The organism is Arthrobacter sp. BB-1, assembly GCF_006151685.1.
Taxonomy (GTDB): Bacteria; Actinomycetota; Actinomycetes; order Actinomycetales; family Micrococcaceae; genus Arthrobacter.
In genome coordinates this window covers 128,231-154,960 of the sequence record NZ_VDEV01000005.1, presented here as the reverse complement: position 1 = coordinate 154,960, position 26,730 = coordinate 128,231, and the positions used below count along the sequence as shown (strand labels likewise).

The 26,730-nt window shown below is 64.7% G+C and carries 20 protein-coding genes and 1 riboswitch; of the genes, 11 read left to right on the top strand and 9 right to left on the bottom strand.

Annotated elements, in window-relative coordinates; genetic code table 11:
- Complete coding sequence (gene purQ, locus FHJ30_RS03530; RefSeq protein ID WP_139027879.1) at positions 1-777, top strand: phosphoribosylformylglycinamidine synthase subunit PurQ; 777 nt, start codon at positions 1-3, stop codon at positions 775-777.
- Positions 774-3,083, top strand: coding sequence for a phosphoribosylformylglycinamidine synthase subunit PurL (gene purL, locus FHJ30_RS03525; RefSeq protein WP_139027878.1), 2,310 nt, complete (start codon positions 774-776; stop codon positions 3,081-3,083). The genes purQ and purL overlap by 4 nt, the downstream gene beginning before the upstream one ends.
- 132 nt (positions 3,084-3,215) lie before the next feature.
- Here the strand turns inward: purL and FHJ30_RS03520 are convergent, their stop codons facing one another.
- On the bottom strand, positions 3,216-3,656 hold the full coding sequence (locus FHJ30_RS03520; protein ID WP_240793567.1) for an endonuclease domain-containing protein: 441 nt from the start codon (positions 3,654-3,656) through the stop codon (positions 3,216-3,218).
- A 717-nt stretch (positions 3,657-4,373) separates the two neighbouring features.
- Here FHJ30_RS03520 and FHJ30_RS21835 point away from each other — a divergent pair.
- The 4 genes from FHJ30_RS21835 to FHJ30_RS03495 all read left to right on the top strand — a co-directional run bounded on the left by FHJ30_RS21835 (position 4,374) and on the right by FHJ30_RS03495 (position 7,927).
- The gene (locus tag FHJ30_RS21835; RefSeq protein ID WP_257223801.1) at positions 4,374-4,502 is read left to right on the top strand and encodes a hypothetical protein; all 129 of its coding nucleotides are present in this window, start codon (positions 4,374-4,376) and stop codon (positions 4,500-4,502) included.
- Positions 4,499-5,017, top strand: coding sequence for a signal peptidase II (lspA, locus tag FHJ30_RS03510; RefSeq protein ID WP_139027877.1), 519 nt, complete (start codon positions 4,499-4,501; stop codon positions 5,015-5,017). The genes FHJ30_RS21835 and lspA overlap by 4 nt, the downstream gene beginning before the upstream one ends.
- Before the next feature lie 307 nt (positions 5,018-5,324).
- Positions 5,325-6,785: a multicopper oxidase family protein gene (locus FHJ30_RS03500; protein WP_139027876.1), complete on the top strand. Its 1,461-nt coding sequence runs from the start codon at positions 5,325-5,327 to the stop codon at positions 6,783-6,785.
- A gap of 467 nt (positions 6,786-7,252) precedes the next feature.
- Positions 7,253-7,927, top strand: a complete 675-nt coding sequence (locus FHJ30_RS03495) for a fasciclin domain-containing protein (protein ID WP_139027875.1) — start codon at positions 7,253-7,255, stop codon at positions 7,925-7,927.
- Positions 7,928-8,328: 401 nt separating this feature from the next.
- On the opposite strand, the gene FHJ30_RS03490 is transcribed toward FHJ30_RS03495, so the two are convergent.
- Positions 8,329-9,315 carry an arsenic resistance protein gene (locus FHJ30_RS03490; protein WP_139027874.1) on the bottom strand — a complete coding sequence of 329 codons (987 nt, stop codon included), beginning with the start codon at positions 9,313-9,315 and terminating at the stop codon, positions 8,329-8,331.
- 237 nt (positions 9,316-9,552) lie between these two features.
- On the opposite strand from FHJ30_RS03490, the gene FHJ30_RS03485 reads away from it, so the two are divergent.
- The 4 genes from FHJ30_RS03485 to FHJ30_RS03470 all read left to right on the top strand — a co-directional run bounded on the left by FHJ30_RS03485 (position 9,553) and on the right by FHJ30_RS03470 (position 18,332).
- On the top strand, positions 9,553-10,803 hold the full coding sequence (locus FHJ30_RS03485) for an Nramp family divalent metal transporter (RefSeq protein WP_139027873.1): 1,251 nt from the start codon (positions 9,553-9,555) through the stop codon (positions 10,801-10,803).
- 325 nt (positions 10,804-11,128) lie between these two features.
- Positions 11,129-14,722 carry an efflux RND transporter permease subunit gene (locus tag FHJ30_RS03480; protein WP_139027872.1) on the top strand — a complete coding sequence of 1,198 codons (3,594 nt, stop codon included), beginning with the start codon at positions 11,129-11,131 and terminating at the stop codon, positions 14,720-14,722.
- Positions 14,719-15,186 carry a hypothetical protein gene (locus FHJ30_RS03475; protein ID WP_139027871.1) on the top strand — a complete coding sequence of 156 codons (468 nt, stop codon included), beginning with the start codon at positions 14,719-14,721 and terminating at the stop codon, positions 15,184-15,186. Before FHJ30_RS03480 ends, FHJ30_RS03475 begins: the two co-directional genes overlap by 4 nt.
- A gap of 2 nt (positions 15,187-15,188) precedes the next feature.
- Positions 15,189-18,332 carry an efflux RND transporter permease subunit gene (locus FHJ30_RS03470; protein ID WP_139027870.1) on the top strand — a complete coding sequence of 1,048 codons (3,144 nt, stop codon included), beginning with the start codon at positions 15,189-15,191 and terminating at the stop codon, positions 18,330-18,332.
- A gap of 320 nt (positions 18,333-18,652) precedes the next feature.
- Here the strand turns inward: FHJ30_RS03470 and FHJ30_RS03465 are convergent, their stop codons facing one another.
- From FHJ30_RS03465 to FHJ30_RS03435, 7 genes are all read right to left on the bottom strand, one after another.
- Positions 18,653-19,348: a metal-dependent transcriptional regulator gene (locus FHJ30_RS03465; protein WP_139027869.1), complete on the bottom strand. Its 696-nt coding sequence runs from the start codon at positions 19,346-19,348 to the stop codon at positions 18,653-18,655.
- 203 nt (positions 19,349-19,551) lie between these two features.
- A complete protein-coding gene (locus FHJ30_RS03460; RefSeq protein ID WP_223883696.1) occupies positions 19,552-20,424 on the bottom strand; it encodes an SURF1 family protein in 873 nt (290 codons plus the stop codon).
- Positions 20,425-20,426: 2 nt separating this feature from the next.
- A complete protein-coding gene (locus FHJ30_RS03455; protein WP_139027868.1) occupies positions 20,427-21,062 on the bottom strand; it encodes a DUF3105 domain-containing protein in 636 nt (211 codons plus the stop codon).
- Between the two features lie 27 nt (positions 21,063-21,089).
- The gene (locus FHJ30_RS03450) at positions 21,090-21,764 is read right to left on the bottom strand and encodes a DUF305 domain-containing protein (RefSeq protein ID WP_139027867.1); all 675 of its coding nucleotides are present in this window, start codon (positions 21,762-21,764) and stop codon (positions 21,090-21,092) included.
- Between the two features lie 2 nt (positions 21,765-21,766).
- Positions 21,767-22,579 carry a M23 family metallopeptidase gene (locus FHJ30_RS03445; RefSeq protein WP_240793566.1) on the bottom strand — a complete coding sequence of 271 codons (813 nt, stop codon included), beginning with the start codon at positions 22,577-22,579 and terminating at the stop codon, positions 21,767-21,769.
- Positions 22,580-22,581: 2 nt separating this feature from the next.
- Positions 22,582-22,761: riboswitch (cyclic di-AMP (ydaO/yuaA leader) on the bottom strand.
- Between the two features lie 191 nt (positions 22,762-22,952).
- A complete protein-coding gene (locus tag FHJ30_RS03440) occupies positions 22,953-23,921 on the bottom strand; it encodes a cytochrome c oxidase assembly protein (protein ID WP_139027866.1) in 969 nt (322 codons plus the stop codon).
- A gap of 42 nt (positions 23,922-23,963) precedes the next feature.
- The gene (locus FHJ30_RS03435) at positions 23,964-24,383 is read right to left on the bottom strand and encodes a helix-turn-helix transcriptional regulator (RefSeq protein WP_139027865.1); all 420 of its coding nucleotides are present in this window, start codon (positions 24,381-24,383) and stop codon (positions 23,964-23,966) included.
- Between the two features lie 212 nt (positions 24,384-24,595).
- On the opposite strand from FHJ30_RS03435, the gene FHJ30_RS03430 reads away from it, so the two are divergent.
- Positions 24,596-26,686: a cytochrome c oxidase assembly protein gene (locus tag FHJ30_RS03430; RefSeq protein WP_139027864.1), complete on the top strand. Its 2,091-nt coding sequence runs from the start codon at positions 24,596-24,598 to the stop codon at positions 26,684-26,686.
- Positions 26,687-26,730 lie beyond the last annotated feature (44 nt).

Genomic DNA, 26,730 nt, shown 5'->3' with positions numbered 1-26,730 from the left:
ATGACTGAACTTCCCCTGATCGGAGAAGCCCCCGGCAACGCTTCCGTCGCCAGCAGGCTCGCTGGCGCCCGGATCGGCGTCGTCACGTTCCCCGGCACCCTTGATGACCGCGACGCCGCCCGCGCCGTCCGCCTCGCCGGCGGCACCGCCGTCGAACTCTGGCACGGCGACTCCCACCTTGGCGACGTGGACGCCGTCATCATTCCCGGCGGTTTCTCCTACGGCGACTACCTGCGGGCCGGCGCGATCGCCCGTTTCGCTCCGCTCATGTCCAAGATCATCGATGCGGCCAACAGCGACGCCAAGCTGCCCGTGCTGGGAATCTGCAACGGCTTCCAGATCCTCACGGAGTCGCACCTGTTGCCCGGTTCGATGATCAAGAACGACCACCTGAAGTTCCTGTGCCGCGACCAGGTGCTCCGCGTCGAAAACAGCAACACGGCGTGGACGCTGGACTACGAGGCGGGCCAGGAGATCACCATTCCGCTGAAGAACCAGGACGGCCAGTACATCGCCGACGACAAGACCCTGGACGCCCTTGAGGCCGAGGGCCGGGTGGTGTTCCGCTACGTTGGCTTCAACCCGAACGGCTCCCGCAGGGACATCGCAGGCATTTCCAACGCAGCCGGCAACGTGGTGGGCCTCATGCCGCACCCCGAGCACGCGGTGGAAGTTGGCTTCGGTCCCGAATCCCTCGATGGCATCGGCGGGTCCGACACCGACGGCCTCGGATTCTTCACCTCCGTCCTGAACAAGATTGTGGGAGGCGCCAAGTGACCACGGAAACCACCAAGAAGTTCAACATCGACACCGTTGAGCACGCCGCGAAGACTCCGGACACCGAGCTGCCCTGGGCCGAACTCGGCCTGAAGCAGAACGAGTTCGACGAGATCGTCAAGGTCCTCGGGCGCCGCCCTACCGGCGCCGAACTGGCCATGTACTCCGTCATGTGGAGCGAGCACTGCTCCTACAAGTCCTCCAAGAACCACCTGCGCCAGTTCGGCCAGAAGGTCACCGAGGAAATGAAGAAGGACATGCTGGTGGGTATCGGCGAAAACGCCGGTGTGACCAACCTGGGGGACGGCTGGGCCGTGACCTTCAAGATCGAATCGCACAACTCGCCGTCGTTCGTTGAGCCTTACCAGGGCGCCGCTACCGGCATCGGCGGCATTGTCCGCGACATCATCTCCATGGGTGCCCGCCCGGTGGCCGTGATGGACCCGCTGCGCTTCGGTGCCATCGACCACCCGGACACCGCGCGCGTCATGCACGGTGCAGTGGCCGGCATCGGCGGTTACGGCAACTCCCTGGGCCTGCCGAACATCGGCGGCGAAATGGTGTTCGACTCCGTGTACCAGGGCAACCCGCTGGTCAACGCCCTCGCCGTGGGCGTCATGCGCCATGAGGACATCCGCCTGGCCAACGCTTCCGGCAAGGGCAACAAGGTGGTCCTGTTCGGCGCGCGCACCGGCGGTGACGGCATTGGCGGCGCGTCCGTGCTGGCCTCGGAGTCCTTCGACGACACCAAGCCCTCCAAGCGCCCCGCCGTCCAGGTGGGTGACCCGTTCGCCGAGAAGGTCCTGATCGAGTGCTGCCTGGAGCTGTTCAAGGGCTCCCTGGTGGAAGGCATCCAGGACCTGGGCGCGGCGGGCATCTCCTGCGCCACGTCCGAACTTGCCTCCAACGGTGACGGCGGCATGCAGGTTGAGCTGACCTCCGTCCTGCTGCGCGACCCCACGTTGACCCCGGGCGAGATCCTGATGTCCGAGTCCCAGGAACGCATGATGGCCGTTGTCACGCCGGAGAACGTGGAAGCGTTCGAGGCCGTCATGGACAAGTGGGCCGTGGAGTACTCCTGGCTGGGCGAGGTGACCGATACCGGCCGCCTCATCATCACCTGGGAAGGCGACGTGATTGTCGACGTCGACCCCCGCACCGTGGCGCACGACGGCCCGGTTTACGACCGCCCGTATGCCCGGCCCGAGTGGCAGGACGCCGTCCAGGCTGACACCTTCACCGGTTCCGTGCAGGACGCCGGCCGCCCGGCCGCTCCGGCTGAGCTCGCGGCCGCTGTCACCGAACTCGTGGCATCGCCGAACATGTGCTCCAAGTCCTGGATCACCGACCAGTACGACCGCTACGTGGGCGGCAACACCTCCATGGCGTTCCCCGACGACGCCGGCGTGGTCCGCGTGGATGAGGAATCCGGCCTGGGCGTTGCCCTGGCCACCGATGCCAACGGCCGCTACACCTACCTGGACCCGTACCAGGGCGCCCAGCTGGCACTGGCCGAGGCGTACCGGAACGTTGCCACCGCCGGTGCCATCCCGATGGCCGTCAGCGACTGCCTGAACTTCGGTTCGCCCGAGGATCCGGACGTCATGTGGCAGCTCGCCGAAGCCATCCGCGGCCTGTCCGACGCCTGCATGGTATTGGGCATCCCCGTGACCGGCGGCAACGTCTCGCTCTACAACCAGACGGGCACCACCCCGATCCACCCCTCCCCCGTGGTGGCTGTGCTCGGCAAGCTCGACGACGTCGCGCGCCGCACGCCGTCGGGCTGGCGTGAGGACGGCCAGGCGATCTACCTCCTGGGCACCACGGGTGCCGAGCTGGACGGTTCCGAATGGGCCAACATGCGCGGACACCTCGGCGGGCAGCCGCCGAAGGTTGACCTCGAGGCCGAGCGCGCGCTGGGCGAGATCCTGATCAACGCCTCGCGCGACGGCATGGTCGACTCCGCCCACGACCTCTCCGAAGGCGGCCTCGCGGCTGCCCTCGTGGAGTCCTCGCTGCGCTACGGCGTGGGTGCCCGGATCGCCCTGCAGGACGTCCTGGACCGGGACGGCGTGGACCTGTTCACGGCGCTCTTCTCCGAGTCCCAGGGACGTGCCATTGTGGGCGTCCCGCGCTCCGAGGAAGTCCGCTTCACGGACATGTGCACGGCCCGCGGCTTCGCCCACACCCGCATCGGCGTGGTGGACGCAGCGAGCGGCAAGCTGGAAATCAACGGCGTGGAGGGCCTGTCCCTGGACGCCCTCCGCGAAGCCCACGAGGGGACCCTGCCGAAGTACTTCGGCTGACCCTCCCCACCGCCACCCTCGCCTCGCGAGCTCGGCCAGGGAACCCTGGCGGCGTGGGCCCAACCACCACATCGATTGCTCCGTACCTGCCCTTTTGAGTCTTCAAAACGGCCGCTGCGGAGCAATCGATTTTTAATCACCGCGCCGCCAGCCTCCGTGGATCAGCGCCGCCCGGATTTTGGCGACCGCAGGCTTCGCATCGTTGAGCATGTGGCGCTTGGAGATCCTGATTTCGGTCCAGCCCAGGGCTGCGTAGCGCTCGGAGCGGTCAATGTCCCGCACGATCTGCCCCTCCCCGCCGTGGTGTTCGCCCTCGTATTCGATCCCGATCCGGTACTTCCGGTAGGAGAGGTCCGGCTCATGGTGCGGTGTCCCGTCCTCCGAAATGATGGGAACGTTCAGCTCGGGTTCCGGCAGCCCAGCCCGCACCATGGCCAGCCGGAGCAGCGTTTCCTGCGGTGAGTCGGAGCCGACGCGGGCCAGCTTGATGGCTTCCTTGGCTCGCCGCAGTCCGCGCTTTCCCTTGTGCCTGTCGATCATGCGCTGAAGGTCAGCAATGCTGCACAGCGGCATGTCCCTTTCCTCGAAAGCCCCCCCCCCCCCCCCCCCCCCCCCCCCCCCCCCCCCCCCCCCCCCCCCCCCCCCCCCCCCCCCCCCCCCCCCCCCCCCCCCCCCCCCCCCCCCCCCCGCCCCCCGCCCCCCCCCCCCCCCCCCCCCCCCCCCCCCCCCCCCCCCCCCCCCCCCCCCCCCCCCCCCCCCCCCCCCCCCCCCCCCCCCCCCCCCCCCCCCCCCCCCCCCCCGCCCCCCCGCCCCCCCCCCCCCCCCCCCCCCCCCCCCCCCCGCCCCCCCCCCCCCCCCCCCCCTCCCCCCCCCCCGCCCCCCCCCCCCCCCCCCCCCGCAGCACTGCTCGAAACAGTGCCTGGATGGGCGGCAAGCACGACGCCGAAATCCGTGCCTCCAACACAGCCCACGACCCCTCCAAACGCCCAGCCGCGGCGGATACCGCTGCTACTGAAACGGTTCCGCCCTACGTGCGCTGAAGCCACAGGACGGCTCCCGAGCCCGCCACCGTCCTGAGTACCGTGGCGGGCTCCTGAAAGGATGGACTACATGGACAAACTTGAGGCAGCCGACCTGGTTCGCCGGGAGTCGATCCTGGAGGTTCGCGTGGAGCTTGTCACAGCGAGCCTTCGATTTGGCGTCAGGGAGATGCGTAACTCCTTGGCTCTGAATCAGGTACACCAGGTCCTGCAAAACTGACAACGTGGAACCGACGAAGGAGAAAACGCGATGAGTGACGCTTGCGGCTGCAGTGACGACAAGCCCGAAACCGCGGCCGAAGAGGCCGAGGAAGCAGTAGGGTTCAAAACCACGCTCGAGTCTGCCAAGACCGTGACGGCTGTGGGACCGGCAGCGTGAGCGAGCAATCGGGAGCATACCCCGCGGGTTCACCTCCGGGCGCGGGGAAAGGGCGGCGGATAAAGATCGGCCTGCTCGTCTCGGCCGCCGTGCTCGCGGCGGCCGACCTGGGGGTCAAGGCCCTGGCCGAGGCCCTGCTCATCCACAACGCCACGGTCGACCTGGGACTGATGAACCTGAAGCTGCTGTACAACACCGGGGTAGCATTCAGCCTCGGCGCGGACCTGGCCCCCTGGCTGGTCATCGCCGCCACCGCCATAATCGTCCTGACCATGACCTGGTACACCGTGTCCACCGCACCAGCCATGTCACGACTCTCCAGGGCTGGTGCCGCCATGGTGCTCGGCGGCGGCGCCGGCAACCTCATCGACCGGCTGGACGGGCGCGGCGTGGTGGACTACCTGCACAGCGGCTGGTTTCCCACCTTCAACCTCGCGGACGTGTTCGTCACCGTCGGTGTGGGCCTGTACGTCCTGGGCACCCTGCTGGGATCCCGGCAACGGAAGAAGGCATAGGCGGCAGCGGGGACGGGTACCTGGCACCGCGAAACTGAAAGGAATCCTCGTGCTTGCGACCATTTTGGCAGCGGCAGCCATGTTCACGCGACCAACATCGATGACATCGTGGTGCTGACGGTGCTTTTCCTCGCCTCCAGCAAAGGGTAGGCCCGGCCTGGGACAGACCGCCCGCGAAAGGACTTCTTAACCAGACCCGGCCGGCACACAACTCCGCCGTCCCGGTACCTCCTGAGCCTGGGTGCGACGAACCATCCTTCCGTTTACCGTGCCGTGGCCGACCCTGCTAGCACGTTAGGCTGGACGGGTGAATCCCCCTGTTTCCCGGCGCGTGTTCCTGCTCGGAACGGCAGGCGCCGCAGCCCTGACAGTGACCGGTTGCAGGAACGGCGACACACGCGCGGCTTTCTCCACCGTCGGCACCTTGGACTTCGCCAATCCTCTGGGCATTCCGCCGCTGGCTGCCTCGATGACCGCAGCGGACGGAACCCGGGTCTTCCAGCTAACCGCGGAGGCCGGAAGCAGCCGTTTCCTGCCAGACAGGACCACTCCTACCTGGGGTTATAACGGAACGTTTCTGGGTCCCACCCTCAGGGCACGCCGCGGTGAGAAGGTCCGCGTCACCGTCGCGAACGCCTTGGAGGAGTCAACGACCGTGCACTGGCACGGCATGCACCTGCCCGCCGTTTTCGACGGCGGCCCCCACCAGATCATCAATCCCGGCGCTGTCTGGGCCCCTGAATGGACCGTGGACCAGCCCGCGGCCACCCTGTGGTACCACCCGCACCCCCATGGGCAGACCGAAGCGCAGATGGCCCGCGGCCTGGCAGGGATGTTCATCCTTGACGGCGACGAGCCGGTTCAGGGGCTGCCCTTCGAGTACGGGGTGGATGATGTTCCCGTCATCGTCCAGGACCGCACCTTTGGTGATGATGGATCCTTCCGGCCGGGCCCGCCCGCCCAGACCGGGCTGCTGGGCGACACGGTCCTTGTCAACGGTACCTGCAACCCGCACCTGGCCGTCACCACAGAGGCTGTGCGGCTGCGGCTTCTCAACGCTGCGACCGCACGCATCTTCAACCTCGGTTTCGCCGATAACCGGCAGTTCCAGGTGGTAGGCAGCGACGGTGGCCTGCTGCCGGCACCCGTTGCTGTTGGGAGGCTGCTGCTCTCACCGGGGGAGCGGGCCGAAATCGTGGTCCGGTTCACGCCCGGGGAACAGCCCGTGCTCCGGTCCTTTCCCCAGGAACTGGGGATGAGCAGGGAATTTAACGACGGCGCCGGCGGCAACGACGTGCTGGACCTGCTGCAGTTCAGGGCCGCCGATAAGCTGGCCGGTTCACCGCAACTGCCCGAACGCTTGGCCGACCTCGAGCCTGTTGACCCGAAAATGTCGGCGGCAACGCGCAGCTTCATTCTCAAAGGCATGTTCATCAACGGGCGCATGATGGACATGTCCCGGATCGACGCGACGGTCGGCGCCGGCACGGTGGAAATATGGATGGTCAGCAACACCGATAACCAGCCGCACAGCTTCCACGTCCACGGGGTGCAGTTCCAGATCCTGGAACTCAACGGCGCCGATCCCGGCCCGGAATTCTCCGGGTGGAAGGACACCGTGTTCCTGCCGGTAGGGACCTCGGCGCGGATTGCCTTGAAGTTCGGCCGCCATACCGACCCGGAGACGGCCTACATGTACCACTGCCATTTGGTACGGCACGCCGACCAGGGCATGATGGGCCAGTTCATAGTCGTCCAACCACAATGAAGCCAAGAAACAGAGGCCTTCATTGTGCTCTAAAGAGACTGACGGCCGCCACTAGGGCTCGGAACAGTACATCGGTATGGGGACGTTCTGACGCCGCCAGCACGACAGCTCTTGTACCCGGCCAAAGAGGAACAAGGTTCAAGTCTTCCTGTTGACGCCTTGGCGTCAGATTTGGATGTACCTGAACCTGGACGTACACCTGGCACGCCAGTCGATTTTCCGGCTGGGTTACCCTGGCCACCCACGAGGCGGATTGTTTTGATCAGACTGGTCCTAAAGCGGCGGCGGAGCACCTCACTTTGACGGTCCGCGATGGCGCGTTTCTCAGAAGCGAAGGATCTCAGGAAAAACTTCTTGATATTGACCCATCCATGTTTCTGCGTCGGCCGAATAGTCATTGAGACACCGGCCAGGGGCAGGTGAACATCGGTCCGGGCCATGCCCGTCCCAATTCAAGGAGTACTGGAATGCAGACAATTAAGCGCAGCACGTTCACGGTCGCAGGCGTTGCAGCGGCGGCTTTGCTCAGCCTGACCGCCTGCGGGGGATCGGCTGCCACTTCAGGCTCATCTGCTCCCGCCGCCGCGCCTTCTGCTTCCAGTGCGGCGCCGGCACCGTCCGCCAGCTCTTCGGCCGACGCTATGGACCCGGCCGTCAACCTGGTCGGCCCGGGTTGCGCTGGTTACGCCGAGCAGGTCCCCACCGGCGCAGGCTCGGTGGAAGGCATGGCCTTGGATCCAGTCGCTGTCGCAGCATCGAACAACCCGATCCTTACCACTCTGACCGCCGCAGTGTCCGGCAAGCTGAACCCCAAGGTTGACCTGGTGGACACCCTTAACGGCGGCGAATTCACTGTCTTCGCACCGGTGGATGAGGCCTTCGCCAAAATTGACCCCGCAACCATCGAAACCCTTAAGACCGACGATGCTCTGCTGAGCAAGATCCTGACCTACCACGTGGTCCCGGGTCAGATCACTCCCGACAAGATCGCTGGCACCCACGCCACGGTCCAGGGCGGATCCGTCACGGTCACCGGCAGCGGTGAAACCCTCAAGGTCGATGACGCCAGCGTCATCTGCGGCGGCGTGCAGACCAAGAACGCAACCGTCTACCTCATCGACTCGGTGCTGATGCCCAAGTGAATCGGCTGCTGGCCTAGGGCCAAATAGGACTGCTCCCTGGAAGTTGGAACTGAATTTATTAGTCCAAACTTCCAGGGAGCAGTTTCTTGTGTAGCCACACCCTCTTTGGCCGCGGTAAGAATTACCGAGAACTCACATTGGACGCCTAAGTCCATGGGGCAGGAATGCCATGGTGGGCCGCTGGTCTTGAGAGTGAACCTGCTCTTTCCGTCATCTCCGCTGGCTGCCGTGCAGAGCCAGCAATCTCCCGCAGCTGCTGGGACCAAGACTGACCGCGGCCCAGCCATATCCGTTCTCTATGACTGCTGGGCAAACTGAAACGGGTAAGGCTTCATTTCCTCATCTGTGTGAGGAGTGTTTCATGGGCCGGCGGCGCGGGGGGAGTGGGCGGAGGGGCCGCGTTAGCTGGACTTGAGGGTCCGGTCCGTCCTGATGATCCGGGGGACGATCTTGACGTAGGCCACCATCCCGATGAGCTCCACTAATGTCTGGGTAACGACGACGAGGGATACCAGGGCGAGCGGCTCGGGCAGGGCCAGGGCCAGGGGGAGTACGACCAATGAGTTGCGTGTTGCGCCGCTGAAGATCACGGCCTTGGTACTGGCGGCGTCCAGTCCGCCTGCCCGCGCCGCTGCCATGCCCAGCGGGACCATCACCACCAGGAATGCCGCGTAGACCGGGATGACCGACAGCAGGGATCCGATCTGGCTGCCCACGCCGGTGATCTGTGACCCAATGACGACAGCGAGGGTCAGCATCATCAAGGGAACCATCAGCCCTTCCATCAGCGTCATCACGGCACGGCCTCCGGCTGCCCGTCTGGCCCATTCCTGGGTGAGCGCCGCCAGAACAAGCGGGATGATGATCAGGAAGACGAGAGCCTCAATGAAGGGCCCTGGCTCTATCTCGGAGACCAGGTCGGGGCCTACAAAGAACAGCAGATACAGGGGCAACAGCAGCATCTGCGTGAGCATGAGCAGCGGCGCGGCCGCAAGAAGCCGGTCGCTTGATCCGCCGGCCAGTCCGGAGAAGACGATTACGTAATCGATACAGGGGGTCAACAGCACCATCATCACCCCGATCAAAAGGGCCTGATCATGTGCGATGAACCGGGACAGGGTAAAGACAACGCCCGGGACGATAAGGAAGTTCAGGACCAGAACGGTCGCCATGAACCGGACATCGCGTATCGCCTTACGGATCAAGGCAAACGGAATGCCGAGGAACGTCGCAAACAGCAGCAGCACCAGAACAGGGTTGATGGCCTGTTCCAGGGGCACAGACACGGCAGGAACCAGCCAGCCGAGCACTCCTCCAGCGACAACGGCCAGCAGGTAGAGGCCGATCTGCCGGCGCTCCAGGACACTGACCAAACGGGCTACTCGCATTCATCAAGCGTAGGCGGGTGAATAAAGGGCGTCGGAAGATGACGAAGCAGGCCAACCGGCCCGGGAACAAGCACCAGCGTCCTCAGCTGAGAAACCACCGCCGCCGTACGGAACCTTGATGAGTAGGTGCAGTGATGTCCAACGTGAAAGAAGGTAAGCCGAAGCTTTACTTTTCGGTGCGCCTAATTTTGCGTTATTCTCAGTGGTATCACCACGCCCACGATGACGAGGACCATGATGGCTATTCCGATACTTCAGGCACGCCCGGCCGCGGGCCGGCGGTGGTCCCGCTTGCTGCTGATGGGCCCGGCTTTTGTGGCCGCCATCGCTTACGTCGATCCTGGCAATGTGGCCGCTAACCTCACTGCGGGTGCGAGCTACGGGTATTTGCTGGTCTGGGTTTTGGTGGCAGCGAACGCCATGGCCGTGCTGGTGCAGTATCAGTCGGCCAAACTCGGGCTGGCCACGGGCCTGAGCCTTCCCGAGATTCTGGGCAAGCGTCTTGGCAACGGCCGACGGCGGATGTACTGGCTCCAAGCTGAGGTGGTCGCCGGCGCAACCGACATGGCCGAAGTCATCGGCGGTGCCGTGGCGCTGAACCTGTTGTTCGGCCTTCCGCTGCTGGCCGGCGGCCTCATCATTGGTGTGGCATCAATGCTGCTTCTGGCGTTGCAGAGCGCACGGGGCCAGAAGTCCTTCGAGTACGCGATCCTGATCCTGCTTGGCGTCATCGCGGTCGGTTTCGTCTCCGGGCTCTTCGTGAACCCGCCCGATGCCGGGAGCGCCCTGGGCGGCCTGGTGCCCAGGTTCGAGGGCACGGACACCGTCCTGCTCGCGGCCAGCATGCTGGGAGCCACGGTCATGCCGCACGCGATTTATCTGCATTCGGCGCTGGCCCGGGACAGGCACGGCTTCTCCAAGGATCCCGCCGTCCGGACACGACTCATTAAGGCCACCCGCTTCGACGTGGCGGGCGCCCTGATGCTCGCCGGGGTAGTTAACATTGCGATGCTCCTGCTGGCCGCCTCTAGCCTGCGTGGCATCGAAGGAACGGACACGATCGCCGGTGCCCACGCCGCCGTCACGTCGGCTCTTGGTCCCGTCATCGGCGTCGTGTTCGCCATCGGGCTGCTGGCCTCGGGACTGGCCTCGACATCGGTCGGCTGCTATGCGGGCGCCACGATCATGGGTGGACTGCTGAAGCTCCGCGTACCGCTGCTGACCCGTCGCGTCATCACCTTGATCCCTGCCCTGCTGATCCTCGGCGCCGGGATCGAGCCGACCCTGGCCCTGGTTCTGAGCCAGGTCCTGCTCAGCTTCGGTATTCCTTTTGCTTTGATCCCGCTGATCCGGCTGACCGGGAAACGTGATGTGATGGGCATCCACACGGACTCGATGCCGCTGAAGATCGCCGGCTGGACCAGCGCGACGCTGATTGTGGGACTGAACTGTGTCCTCATCGTCCTCACCGTTACCGGTCAAGCCTGATCCTTCCGGAGTTTGACGCGGAGTCGCCGCTGCTGGACGGGACCACTCGCTCGGCGTTCGTCGCTTTGGGGAGGGCTGTTCCTCCAGTGGAGGGCGAACTCGTCCAAGGTTTTGCCATCGACAAGCCATGGTGTCGGGGGCACGAGCCGGAGACCGCGGAGCTCCCCATTTTCCAGCATTTTCACAACTTCGGCTTCACTGATGCCCAGTACGCCGGCGGTCATTGTGACTGTGTAAAAGTGCACCATTCCCCGTGCCGGTGTGCGGGCGTGACGTGGGGACATGCCAAAGCTCCTTTTTGGATCGGATAAGTGTTGGCCAGCTGATGGCCAGTGCCGTCATCTTCATGGCCGTGCATTCTGGTCCGGTACCGCAATATAAGTGCTCCAATTCCTTTTTGTCGACCACCAAAATTTGGGGGACGGTGCTGCCCCACCCCGTGTGGGGGGGGCAGGTGCCCCTGTTTTGGGGGTTCCGGCGCATCAAGTTGGGGCTGTCTGGTGGCCGTGATCGGGGGGAAGCTTGGGTAACTGTCCCTTGGAAGGTTTTCGGCGCTTTGCCGGCCCAAATTTCCCACATGCACTTTGGAAGAGCTATGACGGGTTTATTTGCTCGATGGAGCATGCAATTTCGGTTGTTGGTCCTGGCTTTGGCGGCCGGCATTGTAGGCATGGGTCTTTGGTATCTTCCCCATGTTTCTGTGGATGCCCTTCCTGAATTCGAGCCAGCGCAGGTGGAAATTCAGACGGAAGCCCTGGGCTTGTCCGCTGTTGAGGTAGAGCAGCTCATTACCTCGCCGATGGAAGTCGACTTGCTCAACGGCGTCGCCTATCTGGACGAGATCAGATCCCAGTCCGTTCCTGGCCTGTCCTCAATCCAGCTGCTGTTCGAGCCGGGGACGGATTTGCCCCGGGCACGCCAGCTCGTGGCGGAGCGGCTGGTCATGGCGCACTCTTTGCCGCGTGTCTCCACGCCGCCGGTACTGATGCAGCCCAAGTCTTCCACCGGCCGGGTGATGATGGTGCGGCTCTCTTCTTCGGAGATGCCGCTCATGGACATGTCCGTGTTGGCCCGCTGGAACATCAAACCCCGCCTGATGGGCGTTCCCGGCGTCGCGAACGTTTCCATCTGGGGGCAGCGTGAGCAGCAGATGCAGGTCCAAGTGGACCCGGCAGTGCTGCAGGCACGCGGAGTGACGCTGAACCAGGTCATGGAGACCACGGGCAATGCCGTGTGGGTGTCTCCCCTGACCTTCCTTAAGGCCTCCACGCCAGGTACCGGCGGCTTCCTGGAGACGGAGAACCAGCGCATCGGTATCCAGCACGTGCTGCCGATCACCACTCCGAGCGATCTTGCCAAGGTCAGCGTGGAGAAAGTGACGGGTGCCCCATTGACGCTGGGGGATGTTGCTTCAGTGCGCGAAAATCATCAGCCGCTCATAGGTGATGCAGTGCTGGACGAGGATCCAGGCCTGATGCTGGTCGTCGAGAAGTTCCCCGAGGCGAACACCATGGAGATTACCGCCGCCCTGGAGTCGGCGCTGGAGGACCTGAAACCGGGCCTTTCGGGCATTGACGTGGACAGCAGTGTCTACCGTCCGGCGTCCTTCATCCAGTCCGCGGTGGAGAGCCTGGGAATTGCGCTCTTCGTCAGCCTGGCGCTGGCGGCTCTCCTGCTCGGGATGTTCTTCAGGTCCTGGCGAGTCGCTTTGGTGGGACTGCTGGTCCTGACGGTATCCACAGTGGCCGCCCTGCTGGTGCTGTTCGCGCTGGGGGTCGGATTGAACGTCATGGTGTTCTCCGGCCTGGTGCTTGCCCTGGTGGTGGTGGTGGGAGACCTCGTGACCGACCTGAACGGGCTGCAGCTCTACCGCAGCCACCCCGTAACGGCTGCCCGCCGAGACCGCGCCCCCGCCAATACCGACCAAGAGCGCTTAGGCGAACCGGCTACGGAAGGTGGCAGCGCTCCGGGGCCCGGGAACGAGCGGTCACGGAGGGAATTAATTGGGTCAGCGTTGCAGCAGACACGCAATCCGATCATCTTTTCGGGCCTGACGATGACACTGGCCGTGATGCCAGTGCTGGTCCTGTCAGGCATCGACCGGGCACTGTTCGTGCCGCTCGTTCTGTCCTACCTGCTGGCACTGGCGGTGGCACTGCTGGTGGCCTGGACGCTCACCCCGGCCCTGGCAGTGTCCCTTCTCTCGGTCAATGCCCCGGCCAGACAGCCGCGGTTTCTGACCGCGATCACCGACCGGTACCACAGGCGGCTGGACTGGGTCACGGCAAGAACCAAGTGGATCATCGCTATCGGTGCCGCAGTGGCCCTGGCCACCGTCGCCGGGCTACCGATGCTTGGTGCGGGACAACCAGCTGTGCCTGCCCTCCAGGACCGGATCCTGCAGATCCAGTGGGACAGCCTGGCGGGAACCTCCCGCGAGGAGATGGGCAGGGTGTCGGCGCTTGCGACCGATGACCTGAAAGACATCCCCGGTGTGGCGAGTGTGGGAGGGCACGTCGGGCGTGCCATCACCTCGGATAAGGTCGCCAACGTCAACTCCGGCGAGTTGTGGGTCACGATGCACCCTGACGCTGACTACACGAGGGTGGCGAATGCCGTAAATGAGGTCATCGCTGGCTACCCGGGCATTAGCGGCAATGTTGCCACCTACGCCCAGAACAGGCTCCAGGAGGAACGGAGCCGGTCCGAGCACGAGTTCTCCGTGCGCGTTTTTGGCGTGGATCCCAAGCTTCTCCGCGAAGAAGCCGAGAACGTCCGGGACCTTATGTCCAACACAGCGGGTCTGGTGAATCCACAGCTGTCGCTCCCGCCGCTGCAGCCTATCGCCGAGGTCGAAGTGGATCTGGATAAGGCGCAGCAGGCGGGCATCAAGCCCGGTGATGTTCGTCGGGCCGCTGCAACCCTGCTGCAAGGTGTCGACGTGGGCTTCCTTTTCGAGCAGCAGAAGGTATTCCAGGTGGTGGTTACCGGTGTTCCTGAAACGAGGGCCAGTCTCACCAGCGTGCAGGAACTTATCATCGATAAACCCGGTGGGGGCCATGTCCGCCTCGGGGACGTGGCTGAGGTCCGGGTGGCGCCGAACGAAAGCGTGATCAAGCACGTGGACACTTCCCGTCACATTGACGTAGTGGCAGGCGTGGACGGCCGTTCGGTGAGCGACATCGTATCGGAGGTTGAATCCGGCCTGGCGAACCTCGATTTCCCGCTTGAATACCACGCGCAGATTCCGGCGCAGTTTACTCAGCAGGAGGCTCACGTCCAGTTTGTCTGGGCAGTGGCCTTGGCTGCCTTCCTGGGCATCCTGGTCCTCCTGCAGACCGCCGTTGGAAGCTGGCGGGTCGCCATTGTGGTGTTCTTGGCACTGCCTTTAGCCCTGACAGGCGGGGTGGTGGCGGCACTGCTTACCGGAGGCGTCAATTCGCTGGTGACTCTTTTCGGCTTCGTAGTGCTGCTCGGCATGGCGGTGCGGGACAGCATCCTGCTCATCCGCCGGGCGCAGGCGCTTAAAGATGGTGACAAAGTGCCCGGTCAGCGCGTTGCAGGTGAAACGGCCTGGGATGAAACCGCTGCCGGCCGCGCGAGAGCACCAGGGCAGCGCGACACGAGGTCCTCCGTGCTGCAGGCGGGCCGGGAGCGGTTGCTGCCCGTGCTCGCCGGGGTGGTGGTCAGCGCAGCGTTCCTGATTCCCCTGGTGCTGCTTGGCGGAAGCGTCGGCAGGGAAATCGTACTGCCTTTGGCCACGGTGGTCTGGGGCGGGCTGGTGACCTACGCGCTCCTCACCCTGTTTGTCCTGCCCGCGCTCCTGCTCGTCTCCGGAACAGGTGCCCCGGATGATGCCCTGAAAACACAAACTGTTCCGGGTGCTGTGGAAGTCCCGGAAAGATCGGAAATGTCGTGACCAACACGCACGAGCACCGGATCCATGGGTGCCGTCTCCTTGAGGCCTTCCTCTTCGCTGGCCTGATGCTCGGAGGTTTGGCCGCCTGTGCAGGAGAGCCTGCTCCAGCCGCCGACGACGGCACTGAGGCCGCCGTCCTTCAGGTGATCGAGGGACAGGAGGTCAGCAGGATCACGCTGACTGCCAAAGCCAGCGAGCGTCTGGGCGTCACCATTGAAGCCGTGGAGGCGAGGACCACCGAGGGCAAGCTGCAGGTTCCGTATGGAGCGCTTCTTTACGACGCCAGTGGAGCGACGTGGGTGTACACGAATCCGGAACCTCTGGTCTTCGTTCGGGCGCCTGTAGCCGTCGAACGGATCGAAGGGTCCTCAGTGCGGTTGACCAGCGGTCCGGAGCCCGGAACGAATATCGTGACGGTTGGGGCAGCCGAGCTGTTGGGTGCTGAACTAGATACGGCGCACTGATCATGCGCAGGCTCATAACCTACAGCCTTAGGTTCCGCTCAATCGTTGTTGCCCTCGCCGTCGGAATCATGATGGTCGGTGCCGTGCAGATCAGCTCCGCATCGGTGGACGTGTTCCCGGAGTTTGCGCCGCCGCGGGTGGAGGTTCAAACTGCAGCGCTGGGCCTCACAGCCGCCGAGGTCGAGGAGCTGGTTACAGTCCCGCTCGAGGAAGCGCTCAACGGTGTCGAGGGCCTCGACGAGCTGAGGTCCAAGTCCGTTTCCCAGCTCTCCGCCGTCCTGATGATCTTTGAGCCAGGCACAGACCTTTTGAAAGCGCGGCAACTGGTGTCCGAACGCGTGGCAACGGTGACGCCCACCCTGCCGAGCTGGGCCACACCCCCGGTGATGCTCCAACCGTTGTCCTCGACGAGCCGTGTCATGAAGATCGGCCTGTCCTCGGACACCAGGTCCCTGATCGAGATGACGATGCTGACGCACTACAAGCTGCGCGCGCACCTGCTCTCGGTCCCCGGAGTGGCGAACGTCGCGATCTGGGGCGCGCGGAAGGAAACGCTCCAGGTGCGTGTGGAGCCGGAAAAGATGAAGGCGCACAACGTCACCATGGAACAGGTGATGTCGGTGGCCAACGATGCCTTGGCTGCCGGCCTGCTCAAGCACTCCAGCGGCAACCTTGTGGGCACGGGTGGTTTCGTTGAAACCCCAAATCAGCGGCTGGGCGTCGGCCTCGTCCTGCCGATTCGCACTGCGGAGGACCTGGCCAAGGTGATCATCGATAACCGCAACGGCACACCGCTTCGACTGGGGGATGTGGCGCAGGTCGTGGTGGACCACAACCCGCTGATCGGTGACGCCGTCATCAATGACGGCGAGGGCCTGATGCTGATCGTTGAGAAGCTGCCGTGGGGCAATACCTTGGAAGTGACAAGGGGCGTGGAAGAGGCGCTGAAGCAGATGGCACCCGCCCTCGACGGCGTCGAAGTCGATACCGCCATCTTCCGCCCGGCGACGTTCATCGAGCAGTCGCTGGAGAACCTCAGCTTGGCGATGCTCCTGGGTATCGTGCTGGTCATGATGGTGCTGGGAGCCTTCCTTTTCCAGTGGCGGACGGCCCTCATCAGCCTGATTGCCATTCCGTTGTCGCTTATAACAGCCGGCGTGGTGATCATGATGACGGGCAGTACGGTAAACACGATGGTCCTGGCCGGGCTGGTCATCGCCGTCGGGGTGGTTGTTGATGATGCCATCATCGACATCGAGAACATCATCCGGCGCCTGAGGCAGCACCGGAGCAGCGGCAGCGCCCGTTCCACCGCTTCTGTCGTCCTGGAAGCCTCGGTGGAGGTCCGCGGTCCGATCGTTTACGCGACCCTGATCATCGTGGTGGCGGCAGTACCCATCTTTTTCCTGGAAGGCCTCACCGGCGCGTTTTTCCGGCCCTTGGCCACGTCCTACACGCTTGCGGTCTTCGCCTCGATGCTCGTGGCGCTGACAGTCACGCCGGCATTGGCGCTTATTTTCCTGCGTAAGGCACCGCTGGATCCGAGGGACCCGCCGCTGGTCCGCGTCCTCAAACGGGGCTACCACTCCTTTATGTCCCGGGTAGTGCGCCGACCTGCTCCGGGGTACGTGGCTTTCGCCGGCCTGACGCTGGTGGGTGCGCTGGTGGCTCCGCTGCTGGGCCAAGCCCTCCTTCCCTCGTTCAAGGAACGCGACTTCCTGATGCACTGGGTGACCCAGCCTGGTACCTCGTTGAAGGAAGAAGTCCGGATCAGCGAGCGGGCCTGCCGCGAACTGCTGGAGGTTGAGGGTGTGCTCAACTGTGGTTCCCATATCGGGCAGGCTCTTGCGGCCGATGAAGTCGTCGGCGTGAACTTCGGTGAGAACTGGATCAGCGTAGATCCGGAGGTGGACTACGACAAGACACTGGCCACGGTGCAGGAAGTGGTGGACGGTTACCCCGGTATTTTCAGGGACGTCCAGACCTACCTCAAGGAGAGGATCCGCGAGGTGCTGACCGGCGACAGCGGCGCCGTCGTCGTCCGGGTCTACGGCGATGACCTGCAGACGCTGCGGGAGGTGGCCAAGGAAATTGAGGGCGTGATGGGCAAGATTCCCGAGGCAGTCGAGGAACATGTGTCGCTTCAGGTGGACATTCCCCAAGTTGACGTGAAGGTGAACCTTGATGCCGCCCAACGCCTCGGCCTCAAGCCCGGCGACGTACGCCGCCAGGCGGCTGCCTTTGTTGCCAGCGAGGAAGTAGGCGACCTGTGGCGGGACGGAAAGGTCTATGATGTCCGCATCTGGAGCCCGCCGGAGCTCCGCTCGGATGTGACGAGCATCGAAAACCTTCCCATCAACACCCCGACTGGAAGTAGCGTCCGGCTCGCTGATGTGGCGGACGTGAGCGTCAATGAGACTCCGGCCGTAATAGAGCGGAACAACAACTCACGCCGGATTGACATCAGCGCCGACGCTGCGACGGACGGAGACCTCGGCGCACTGGTCGAGAAGCTGGAGGACGGCCTTGCGGAGGTGAACTTCCCCACCGGCTACCACGCAGAAATCCTTGGTGAATTTGCCGAACGGGAAGCGGCAACCCAGCGGCTGATGATCTTCGCAGCAGGTGCCCTCATTGCCATCTTCCTGCTGCTCCAGGCATCCTTTGGCAGTTGGAGGCTTGCGGCCCTGATTATGTTCACACTGCCGGTAGCGTTGGTCGGCGGCGTGCTGGCGGCCTACCTCAGCGGCGGGGTCCTGTCGCTCGGTTCAATTGTCGGGTTCCTGACTGTCATGGGTATTGCAGCCCGCAACGGCATTCTCCTTATCAGCCACTGTCAGCACCTGGAGAAGTACGAGGATGAGAAATGGGGGCCGGAGCTCGTTCTGCGGGGGGCCGGTGAACGTCTCTCGCCCATTCTGATGACCACCCTGGCCACCGGGCTGGCGCTGGTGCCGCTGATCATCATGGGTACCATCCCCGGACACGAAATTGAGCACCCGATGGCTGTGGTCATCCTCGGTGGCCTGGTGACGTCCACCCTGCTGAACCTGTTCATCCTGCCGTCACTGTACCTGCGGTTCGGAAAGTCAAAGAAGGCCAAAACGGTACCGCCCGCCCCGACCGTCCCCGTCCCGGCAACCTAAGGCCACACGCCCGTCGCCAGGCAACCAAAGTCCCAGAGTAATCCAGCCTTGACCTAGCCCCGAGGCCCACGTACACCGTGCCCGGGAGGAGATTCCCGGCAGCGGCAGCACGTGCGCGGGTAACTGGTCCTAAGACACTCACCGCAACAGCCTGGACCTTACCGGCTTTCCGCGCCCGGCCGCCATGATCTTTGTCCGCCGCCCACGAGCGGGAGAGCTCCGGTGGTCAAAGGTCGAAGGCGGCGGCAGCCAGCGCCGTGACCCTTAAGGCAGTGACAAAGTACTGACGGCGGCTATGGCCCACATAAGCTCATGAGCGGTCAATCCCCGCTGCTGGCAGGAACCACCCAGACCGCGTCCGCCGCTTCAGTTCCAAGCGTGATGTCCTGCCCGCTACCGGTCATTCGGACGGTTGTCCCTGCCGTGAAGGGCTTCCGTTGGCCGATGGTGAGCTTGGACCCGGGAGTGAGGCCAAGGCGGGAAAAATAACGCAGCAACTTCGGGTCAGTGTCCGATACCCGGCAAATGACCACGTCTTGTCCTGGCTGTGCGGCAGTGAGCTGGCGGGCTTCGGGGCGGCTTACCCGCCCGTCGGCTGTGGGGATGGGATCACCGTGGGGGTCCGTGGACGGATGTCCCAGCAGTTCATCCATTCTGGCGATCAGGTCTTCGGAGGCCGCGTGTTCGAGCTTTTCGGCCTCGTCGTGGACTTCATCCCAGCTGTATCCGAGTGTCTGCACCAGAAAGGTTTCCAGGACTCTGTGCCGGCGAACCATAACCAGGGCGTACCGCCTCCCGTCGGGAGTGAGACTGACACTGCTGTACTTGGCGTGTATTACCAGGCCCTGGAGCGCGAGCTTTGCGATACCCTCGGAGACCGTGGACATGCTCAGGCCCAGCCGGTCCGCCAGCAGCCCAACGGTGACCGGCGCATCCGACCATTCATTGGCGGTGTAGAGGAGCTTCAAATAGTCCTGGGCGGCAACGGTCAGGTCAGAACCGTCGGCCTTAGCCATTGCCGCGCCGCCCGCCCTGCAGGCAGCCAGTGAGCCGTCCCTTTGGGGGAAGGATGGTCAGGGCCAGGGGCTCAGTCCTTGAGGGCAATCGACGCCGTGCGCAGCAAACGGCCGCCCAGGCTCCGGTCATCACGCCTGCAGCGGATCCGCCGGCCCGGCTGCGGCTGGCCGTGGGGCACTCCACGGCTGGCTGGCCTCCGCTCTTAGAGGCCCATGGCATCCAGAAGAGCATCTTCCTCGTCATCAGAGCGTGGGCGGCGTGCTTTGCCCTGGGCACGGTGTTGTCCGGGTTCGGACGGTTCCTCAAGTTCACGTTCCTCCCGGCCGATGCGGGCCTGTTGCCGGGCCATGTAACCGAACCCGACAAAGGCCAGCACTCCGAAGGTAATCCACTGCATCGCGTAGGACAGGTTGGACCCTTCCTGCACCTTGGGTGGGGCGAGTTGCTGAGGCGCAGTTTCCGGCGGGGGCGTTTCGGAGGCCATGAGGCCGTAGCTGCCGGTCTTCACCGGGTACTGCAGCTGGCGGGCATAGGAGGTCAGGTCGATGCTGGCCAGTTGCCCTTCCGGAGCGGCGCGGTCCACGTCGGCTTCTGAGGGTTTGATCCGCACCACCGCAGTGACGGTTCCAGTCGGCGGTGCAGGAACCATATCAGGGTAGCCGGGCCGGTTGTTTCCGATGGGAACCCAGCCGCGGTTGATGATGATCGTTTCGCCGGTTAGCAGACGGAACGGCACCACAATCTCGTACCCTGCGGCAGAGTAGTTGGGCCGGTTCCGCACGATCCGCTGGTCTTCGGCGAGGTACTGGCCTCTAACGGATACGGTCGTCCATTTCGCGTCCGGCTCGGCGTGATCAAAATAGCGGCTGGCTTCTTCGTAGGGCACAGGCGGCTTGTCGTAGTTCTGCTGGACACGGCGGATTTCGGTGACTGCCTGGTTTCGCCGGTCCATCTGCCAGTTACCCAGCCCTATGCAGGCCGCAGCGAACAGAACGGCCAGACCCAGGATGCCCACCCACCGCCAGGACAGCAGGAATCCGTAGGCCCTGGGCTCCCGGTCCTTGTTTGGCAGCAATGTCAGCCCTGCACGCCGCCGGAACAAACAGCCCCGGGCTCGGGTGCCTGCGCGCCTTGCCGGTATTTTTTAATGAACGGTGCCAGGCGTTCGTCGCTGCCGCTGTCCACGGCGAGCTGCTTGCCCCACGCTGTTGCGACCACCGGGGAGACCTGCCCCGGAACGGGGCTGGCCAAGAGGTAATCCTGTCCGACGGCCAGCGAGGTTAGGCTGGCGATCTGGTCCATGGGCAGGTCGGGGCGGTAGGTGAGCCAGACGGCCCCGTGTTCGAGGGAATGCACTGCCCGGGTCTGTTCAACGGGAGCGGTGTAGATCCCGCAGTTCGTCCAGACCGGTGCATGGTCTCCGCCGGTGGCCGGAGTCTGCGGATAATTGACGGCCCCGCTGGTGTGGTTTCTGGATTGGTCCGGATAGTCCTGCTCACCCTCGATTGGGCGGGCCGCAGCGGCATTGAGCTGCTCGCGCTGCTGCACCTCTCCCACAAGGACAAAGGTCACTGCGGCAATGATTGCGAGGACGACCGCCGCGCCGGTGCCGTAGATCAGCCAGGCCCGCCGCCTGTCGGCGGCCCGATGCCTGGCCTGCACTGCAGCCAGGAGCGCTTTGCGGTCCTCACCGGCTTTCGGTTTTCCGGACATCGGCGGTCTCACTCTCTTTTGGGGCGGTCAAAGTCGGCCACGGAGCTCTTCAAGGGCCCTGATTTCAGCTGTCTGTGCTTCGAGGATACGGGCAGCGAAGTCGCGTACCTTTGAGGTTTCCGCCAGACGGGTACCGGCGGTGGCCATTGCAACGCCACCTTGATGATGGCGGATCATCAAATCAACGAATAAACGCTCCGCCTCCGCACCTGAGGATTCGCGCAAGGCCTGCATCTGTTCCTGGGTGGCCATGCCTTCCATGGTATTTCCGCCACCGGCAGCTGGGGCACCGTGCGAGGCACCGGCCCCGTCATGAGTACCATCTGCCTTCATCCAGGCCATCGGCGGCGCTGTCCCGGTCTGGGAGAGCCCCCAGTCCTGCAGCCAGGCAAACATCTGCCCATTTTGATGCTGCTGTGCAGTGGCAATGTCATAGGCAATCGCCCGGACCTCGGGGTTCTCGGACTTGTCCCGGATCAGCAGGGCCATCTCCACCGCCTGGGCATGATGGGTCTGCATATCCCGGGCAAACCCGGCGTCCGGGCCGGCGTCCGGGACTACAGTGGGCGCGGCGGAAAGCCGCCCCAGAGCAAAGAAGCCCAGCGCGGTGAGGGCCACAACCGTGACAAAAACTGCCCACAGCCGTTTCCTGGGCAGCACCGACGTTGCCTTGGGCTGTTCGCGCGCCTCCATGTCGGTCATGCTCAAAGCCAGCCCTGGGGATCCACGGTCACGCCGTTGCGGACGATTTCGAAGTGCAGGTGGCATCCGGTGGAGTTTCCGGTCGTGCCGGCACCGCCGAGCCGCTGGCCCTTGCCCGCCACGGCTCCGACCGAAACCTCTATTGACGAAAGATGGTTATACGTGCTTTTCATCCCATTGCCATGATCCACCACGATGCGGTTCCCTCCGCCGTTCTGGGACCACCCGGCCTCCACGACGGTGCCGGAGCCGGCGCTGAACACTGCGGTCTGGCAGGAGGCCACCAAGTCCAGTCCGGTATGCAGTTCGCCGGACCCGCCGGTGATCGGGCTGGTCCGGAAACCGAACGGAGACGAAATGGAGATGCTGGCCAGCGGGGCGGCCAAGGTGGCATCCACGGGTACAGCCGCTGGCGGTGCCGCCGCTGCAGCGGGAGCAACTGCGGCCGGTGTTCCGGCGGTGGATCCTGTTGCGGCAGGTGCCGGTGCCGCAGGCTTTTCGGCCGGACTGGTTCCGACGTCAGTGCGTGGATACGTGATGACGGCCTGCGCCTGCGCCGCAATGGCCGGTGCAGCCTCCACGGCCACCGGCTGGGCGGCTGGGACAGGTCCGGCAGCAACCAGGCCGGCATGCGCGGCGGGTATACCTGACGCGAGCATGGCGACGGCGGCAAGAGCGGAGGCCCCGGGAAGCCAGGCAGGGCGCGGGCACGGGGCGTGGGGACGGGCCCGGCGCCGCGGCCCTGCAGCACCTGCGCGGGCTTGGGAGCGGTCATGGGGCAGGGCACGGCGGCGGCCGTGGCGGGAGGGGGGCACAGCTATCCTTTCAGGTCGCCTGCGAAGTTAGCTGTCGGGTTCGGGCCAAGGAAAAAAGCCCGGACGCAGCCCGGGCACCGGCCCGCAGGGCCACTGTCCGCTGTGCGTCTTCACCCCAAGGCAGCAAGCTGCCGTTAGTGGGTCCTCCGCCCCCGCCGTTAAGGGTTCGTCGTCTGGCACCGCCGGCGGGGCCGAGCATGCGGGGCCAAGGCTTAATACAGAAAAGCCTGAATCAATACTACCTAAGCGAACGGAAATGTCTCAATCCGATAACGGCAGGGAAAGAAAGCCACTTCTACGCTTTGTAAAACTCGTCTGCAGATATCTTCATACGACCAGACCCGGGGGGTCAAGTCGGGCGGCGATGCAGTGGTCAGCGGCGGCGCTCAGGCCTGTCTGCCAGGTGCTGCAGGTAGCTGTTGTAGGCGTCCAGCTCGGGGGTTCCTCCGGTCAGTTCGGCCCGCTCGATGCTGGCGTTGGATCTTGCCTCCTCGCGCTGCCACCGGACCAGGATGAACATCAGCAGGAGCACCCCGGGAAGTTCCCCGTAGGACCAGGCCAGCCCGCCGGCTACCTCCTGGTCCTTCATCGGGTTGATGTTCCAGGCCGGGGGCGGTGTTGCGAAGAACTTCACCATGGGGGTGGTGGCCATCATGACGACGACCCCGAAGAAGGCATGGAGCGGCATTTCCGCGAAGATGTCGATCATCCGTCCGAAGTGTGTCTGGCGGCTTGGCAGGGGGTCAGCGGAGATCAGCGGGACAGTGAAGAGGATCCCGGAGATCAAGAACAGCAGTTCCAGGCCGACGTGGCCGTACCAGTTGGGCAGCAGCAGGTCCGCCATGCCGGAGAAGTACACGCCGTAGAAGCTGAGCAGGAACAGCGGGACCATGAAGGCCGGGTGAATCGCAATGCGTCCCCAGCCCGAACGCAGACCCCACAGCGCGGTCCGGAGGATGCGGCGGCCGAGCCTGCCGTGTGGTGTGGCCCGCAGCAGCAGTGTGCCTGGTGATCCAATTACCAGCAGCGGTGGAACGGCCATCATGAGGGTCAGTTGCTGGAACATGAAGATGGAGAACATCCGCAGCCCGTACCCTTCGATGCCGGCTCCCATGACCACGATGATGGCCAGACAGCCCACCAGGAAGGAACAGGTCCGCACCACGGACCAGCGCCGGCCCTGCCGCCACAGCCGGATCGCCCCTGCAAGGTAAAACACCGCGGCCAGGAGCGTCAGGGCAGGGATCAGCGGTACCGGCTGCAGGTTGGGCGCCAGGTATTCAGTAAGCGACGGGGGCAGCGAAGGAAGCCAGACCGGACCGGTGATCTCCGGCTCAGACATGGCAGCACCGGCGGCCGCGCCGCGCAGACACAGCCGCCCCTGTCAGCCTGGCTGGGCGGTTTCGACCGCGCGCAACCGGTCCTTCCCTGTATGCCCCACGTGGGTCAGGCCAAGATCGAGCAGCATCCGGACGTGGGAGTCTGCCAGTGAGTAGTAGGCCATTCTGCCCGAGCGGCGCACGTGAACAACCCTGGGCCCGCGCAGCAGGCGCAGGGCGTGGGAGACCCCGGATTCGCTCAGCCCGGTGGTTGCTGCCAGGTCGCAGACGCACATTTCCCCTTCGAGGAGGGCGATCAGGATCCTGACCCGGCCAGGGTCCGAGAGCAGCCCGAAGATCACCGCCAAATCGGCCACGTCCGAATCTCCGGGCATCCGGGACCGGACCGCCTCGACTTTGTCTGCATCGACGAGCCGGAGGGAACACTCCGGCCCGGAAGGGGCCCGGGGTGGGATCTGCGTCATCCATCTAGGCTACCTTTACGCGCTGAATCTGTGATCTGCCCCGGATACGTGCGGCAAGCGCACGAGGCCCGCGGCCCGGGGGAGCGCACGCCGTGACACGCGCGTTTAACGTGTGAACAACTCTACAGATAATCTGGTGTCGCGCGCGGTGTTTCGTTTCGCGCTCCATCCCGCCCTTACGGGACGCGGCCAGGACCAGGTTAGGACGTATCGTGGCGCTCAAAGCCTCCACTTCACAGGAGAGGCCCACTGTTTCACCCGGGCCGGTCTGGCTGGCGGCCGCCTGCGCAGTTGCCTTGGTGGTCGTCCTGGCTGCGACCGCCTACGGCAGGGGAACTCTTCCGGCCGAGACCCGGGACCCGGGGGCGCTGGTTCAGTGGGGCTACGGCCTGGCGCAGACAATACACAACCTGGCGGCGGCGGCAACGATCGGCGGACTTGTCTTTGCCGCTTTCATTCTCCCGCCCCTCAAAAGCGCCGCCCGGGCCTCACGGACCGGTGATCGCCCGCAGGGCCCGGCAACAGGGGCTGAGCACCCCGCCTTTACCCGGATCATGGTCCTGGTTGCGACCACCAGCATCATCTGGACCTTCTCTGCGCTGGCGGTCCTGGTCCTGGGCTTCGCGGACATCGCCGGTATCCCGGTCTCCGGCAGCCCCGAATTTTCTGCCGGCCTTGTCGCCTATATGACAGAACTGCCCAGCGGAAACGCGTGGCTGTCGGTCGTGATCATCGCAGCAGTGGTAGCAACAGTGGTGTTCGGTGCCCGCTCGCCGGGGCCTCTGGCGGCCGCGGCGCTGCTGGCCATCGCAGGACTGGTTCCCGTCATCCTCATCGGCCATGCCTCCAGCGGTACCGACCACGAACAGGCCACCAATTCCCTGGGCCTTCACCTGGTCGGGGTGTGCCTCTGGTTCGGCGGACTGATCGCCCTCACCGTGGCCGGAACAGCCCTGGGCAAGGACACGGCAGCGGTCCTTCGCCGGTTCTCGTCCCTGGCCTTGTTCGCCTTCATCCTGGTCTCCGCTTCCGGCATCATTAACGCCTCAATCCGGATGCCGCTGCCGGAAGGACTGGCCTCCCCGTACGGCGTCCTGGTCATGGCCAAAACCGCCGCCGTCATCATCCTGGGCATCATCGGATATCTGCACCGTACCCGCCTCATCCCCGCCCTGAGCCGGAAGGATGCGCCGGGAGCGGGCACGGTGCTGTGGCGGTTCATCGTCGCGGAACTGCTGATTATGGGCGCCGTCAGCGGCCTCGCCGCAGCCCTGAGCCGGACGCCTCCGCCCGGCGGCGAAGAAATCCGCGCGGCCCTCACCCCGGCCGAAGTGCTCACCGGATACCTCCTGCCGCCGGAACTGACCCCGGAACGCTGGTTCACCGTGTGGCGGCCGGACTGGCTGTGGATCACCCTGGCGGCTACCGCTGCTGTCCTGTATCTTTTGGGCGCGCATCTCCTCCGCCGGCGCGGGGACAACTGGCCCTGGATCCGGACGGCGCTCTGGCTCACCGGGCTTGTGGCGCTGGTCTTTTTCACGTCCGGCGGCCCTTCCGTATATGGCAGGGTACTTTTCAGCGCCCACATGGTCGATCACATGGCCCTGACAATGGTCGTCCCCGTCTTCCTGGTCCTCGGCTCCCCGGTCACCCTGGCCCTGCGCGCCCTGGCCCCGCGGCGGGACGGCTCCCGCGGCCCCAGGGAATGGATCATGATTCTGGTCCATTCCCGGGTGGCGGCGGTCCTGACCCACCCGCTGTTTGTCGCGGCCAACTTCGCCGGTTCCATCGTGTTGTTCTACTACTCGGACGCCTTCGGGTTCGCTCTCCGCGAACATGCCGGACATGAGCTGATGACCGCCCACTTCCTGATCACCGGTTACCTGTTCATCCTCTCGATGATCGGAAGCGACCCGCTGCCGCGCCGAGCGCCCTACCCGCTGCGGCTCCTGCTGCTGCTGGCAACCATGGCCTTCCATGCCTTCTTCGGGGTAACGCTCATGGGCTCACCAACTCTCCTTCAGCCGGACTGGTTCACCGGCCTGGGCCGGGACTGGGGACCGTCGGCCCTGGCCGACCAGCAGATGGGCGGAGCCATCACCTGGGGCATCGGGGAAGTCCCCACTTTGCTCATTGCCATCGGCGTCGCGGTGATGTGGTCCCGCTCTGATGCCAGGGAAATGCGCCGCACCGACCGCGCCGCCGTACGGAACAACGATGCGGATCTGGACGCATACAACGACATGCTTGCCCAGCTGCAGGAGCGTGACAGCAGGATCGACCGGCGGCGGGATGGCCGGTAAACCACTCAATTCAGGCTTCTCTGAATCCATGAATTTATGTACCA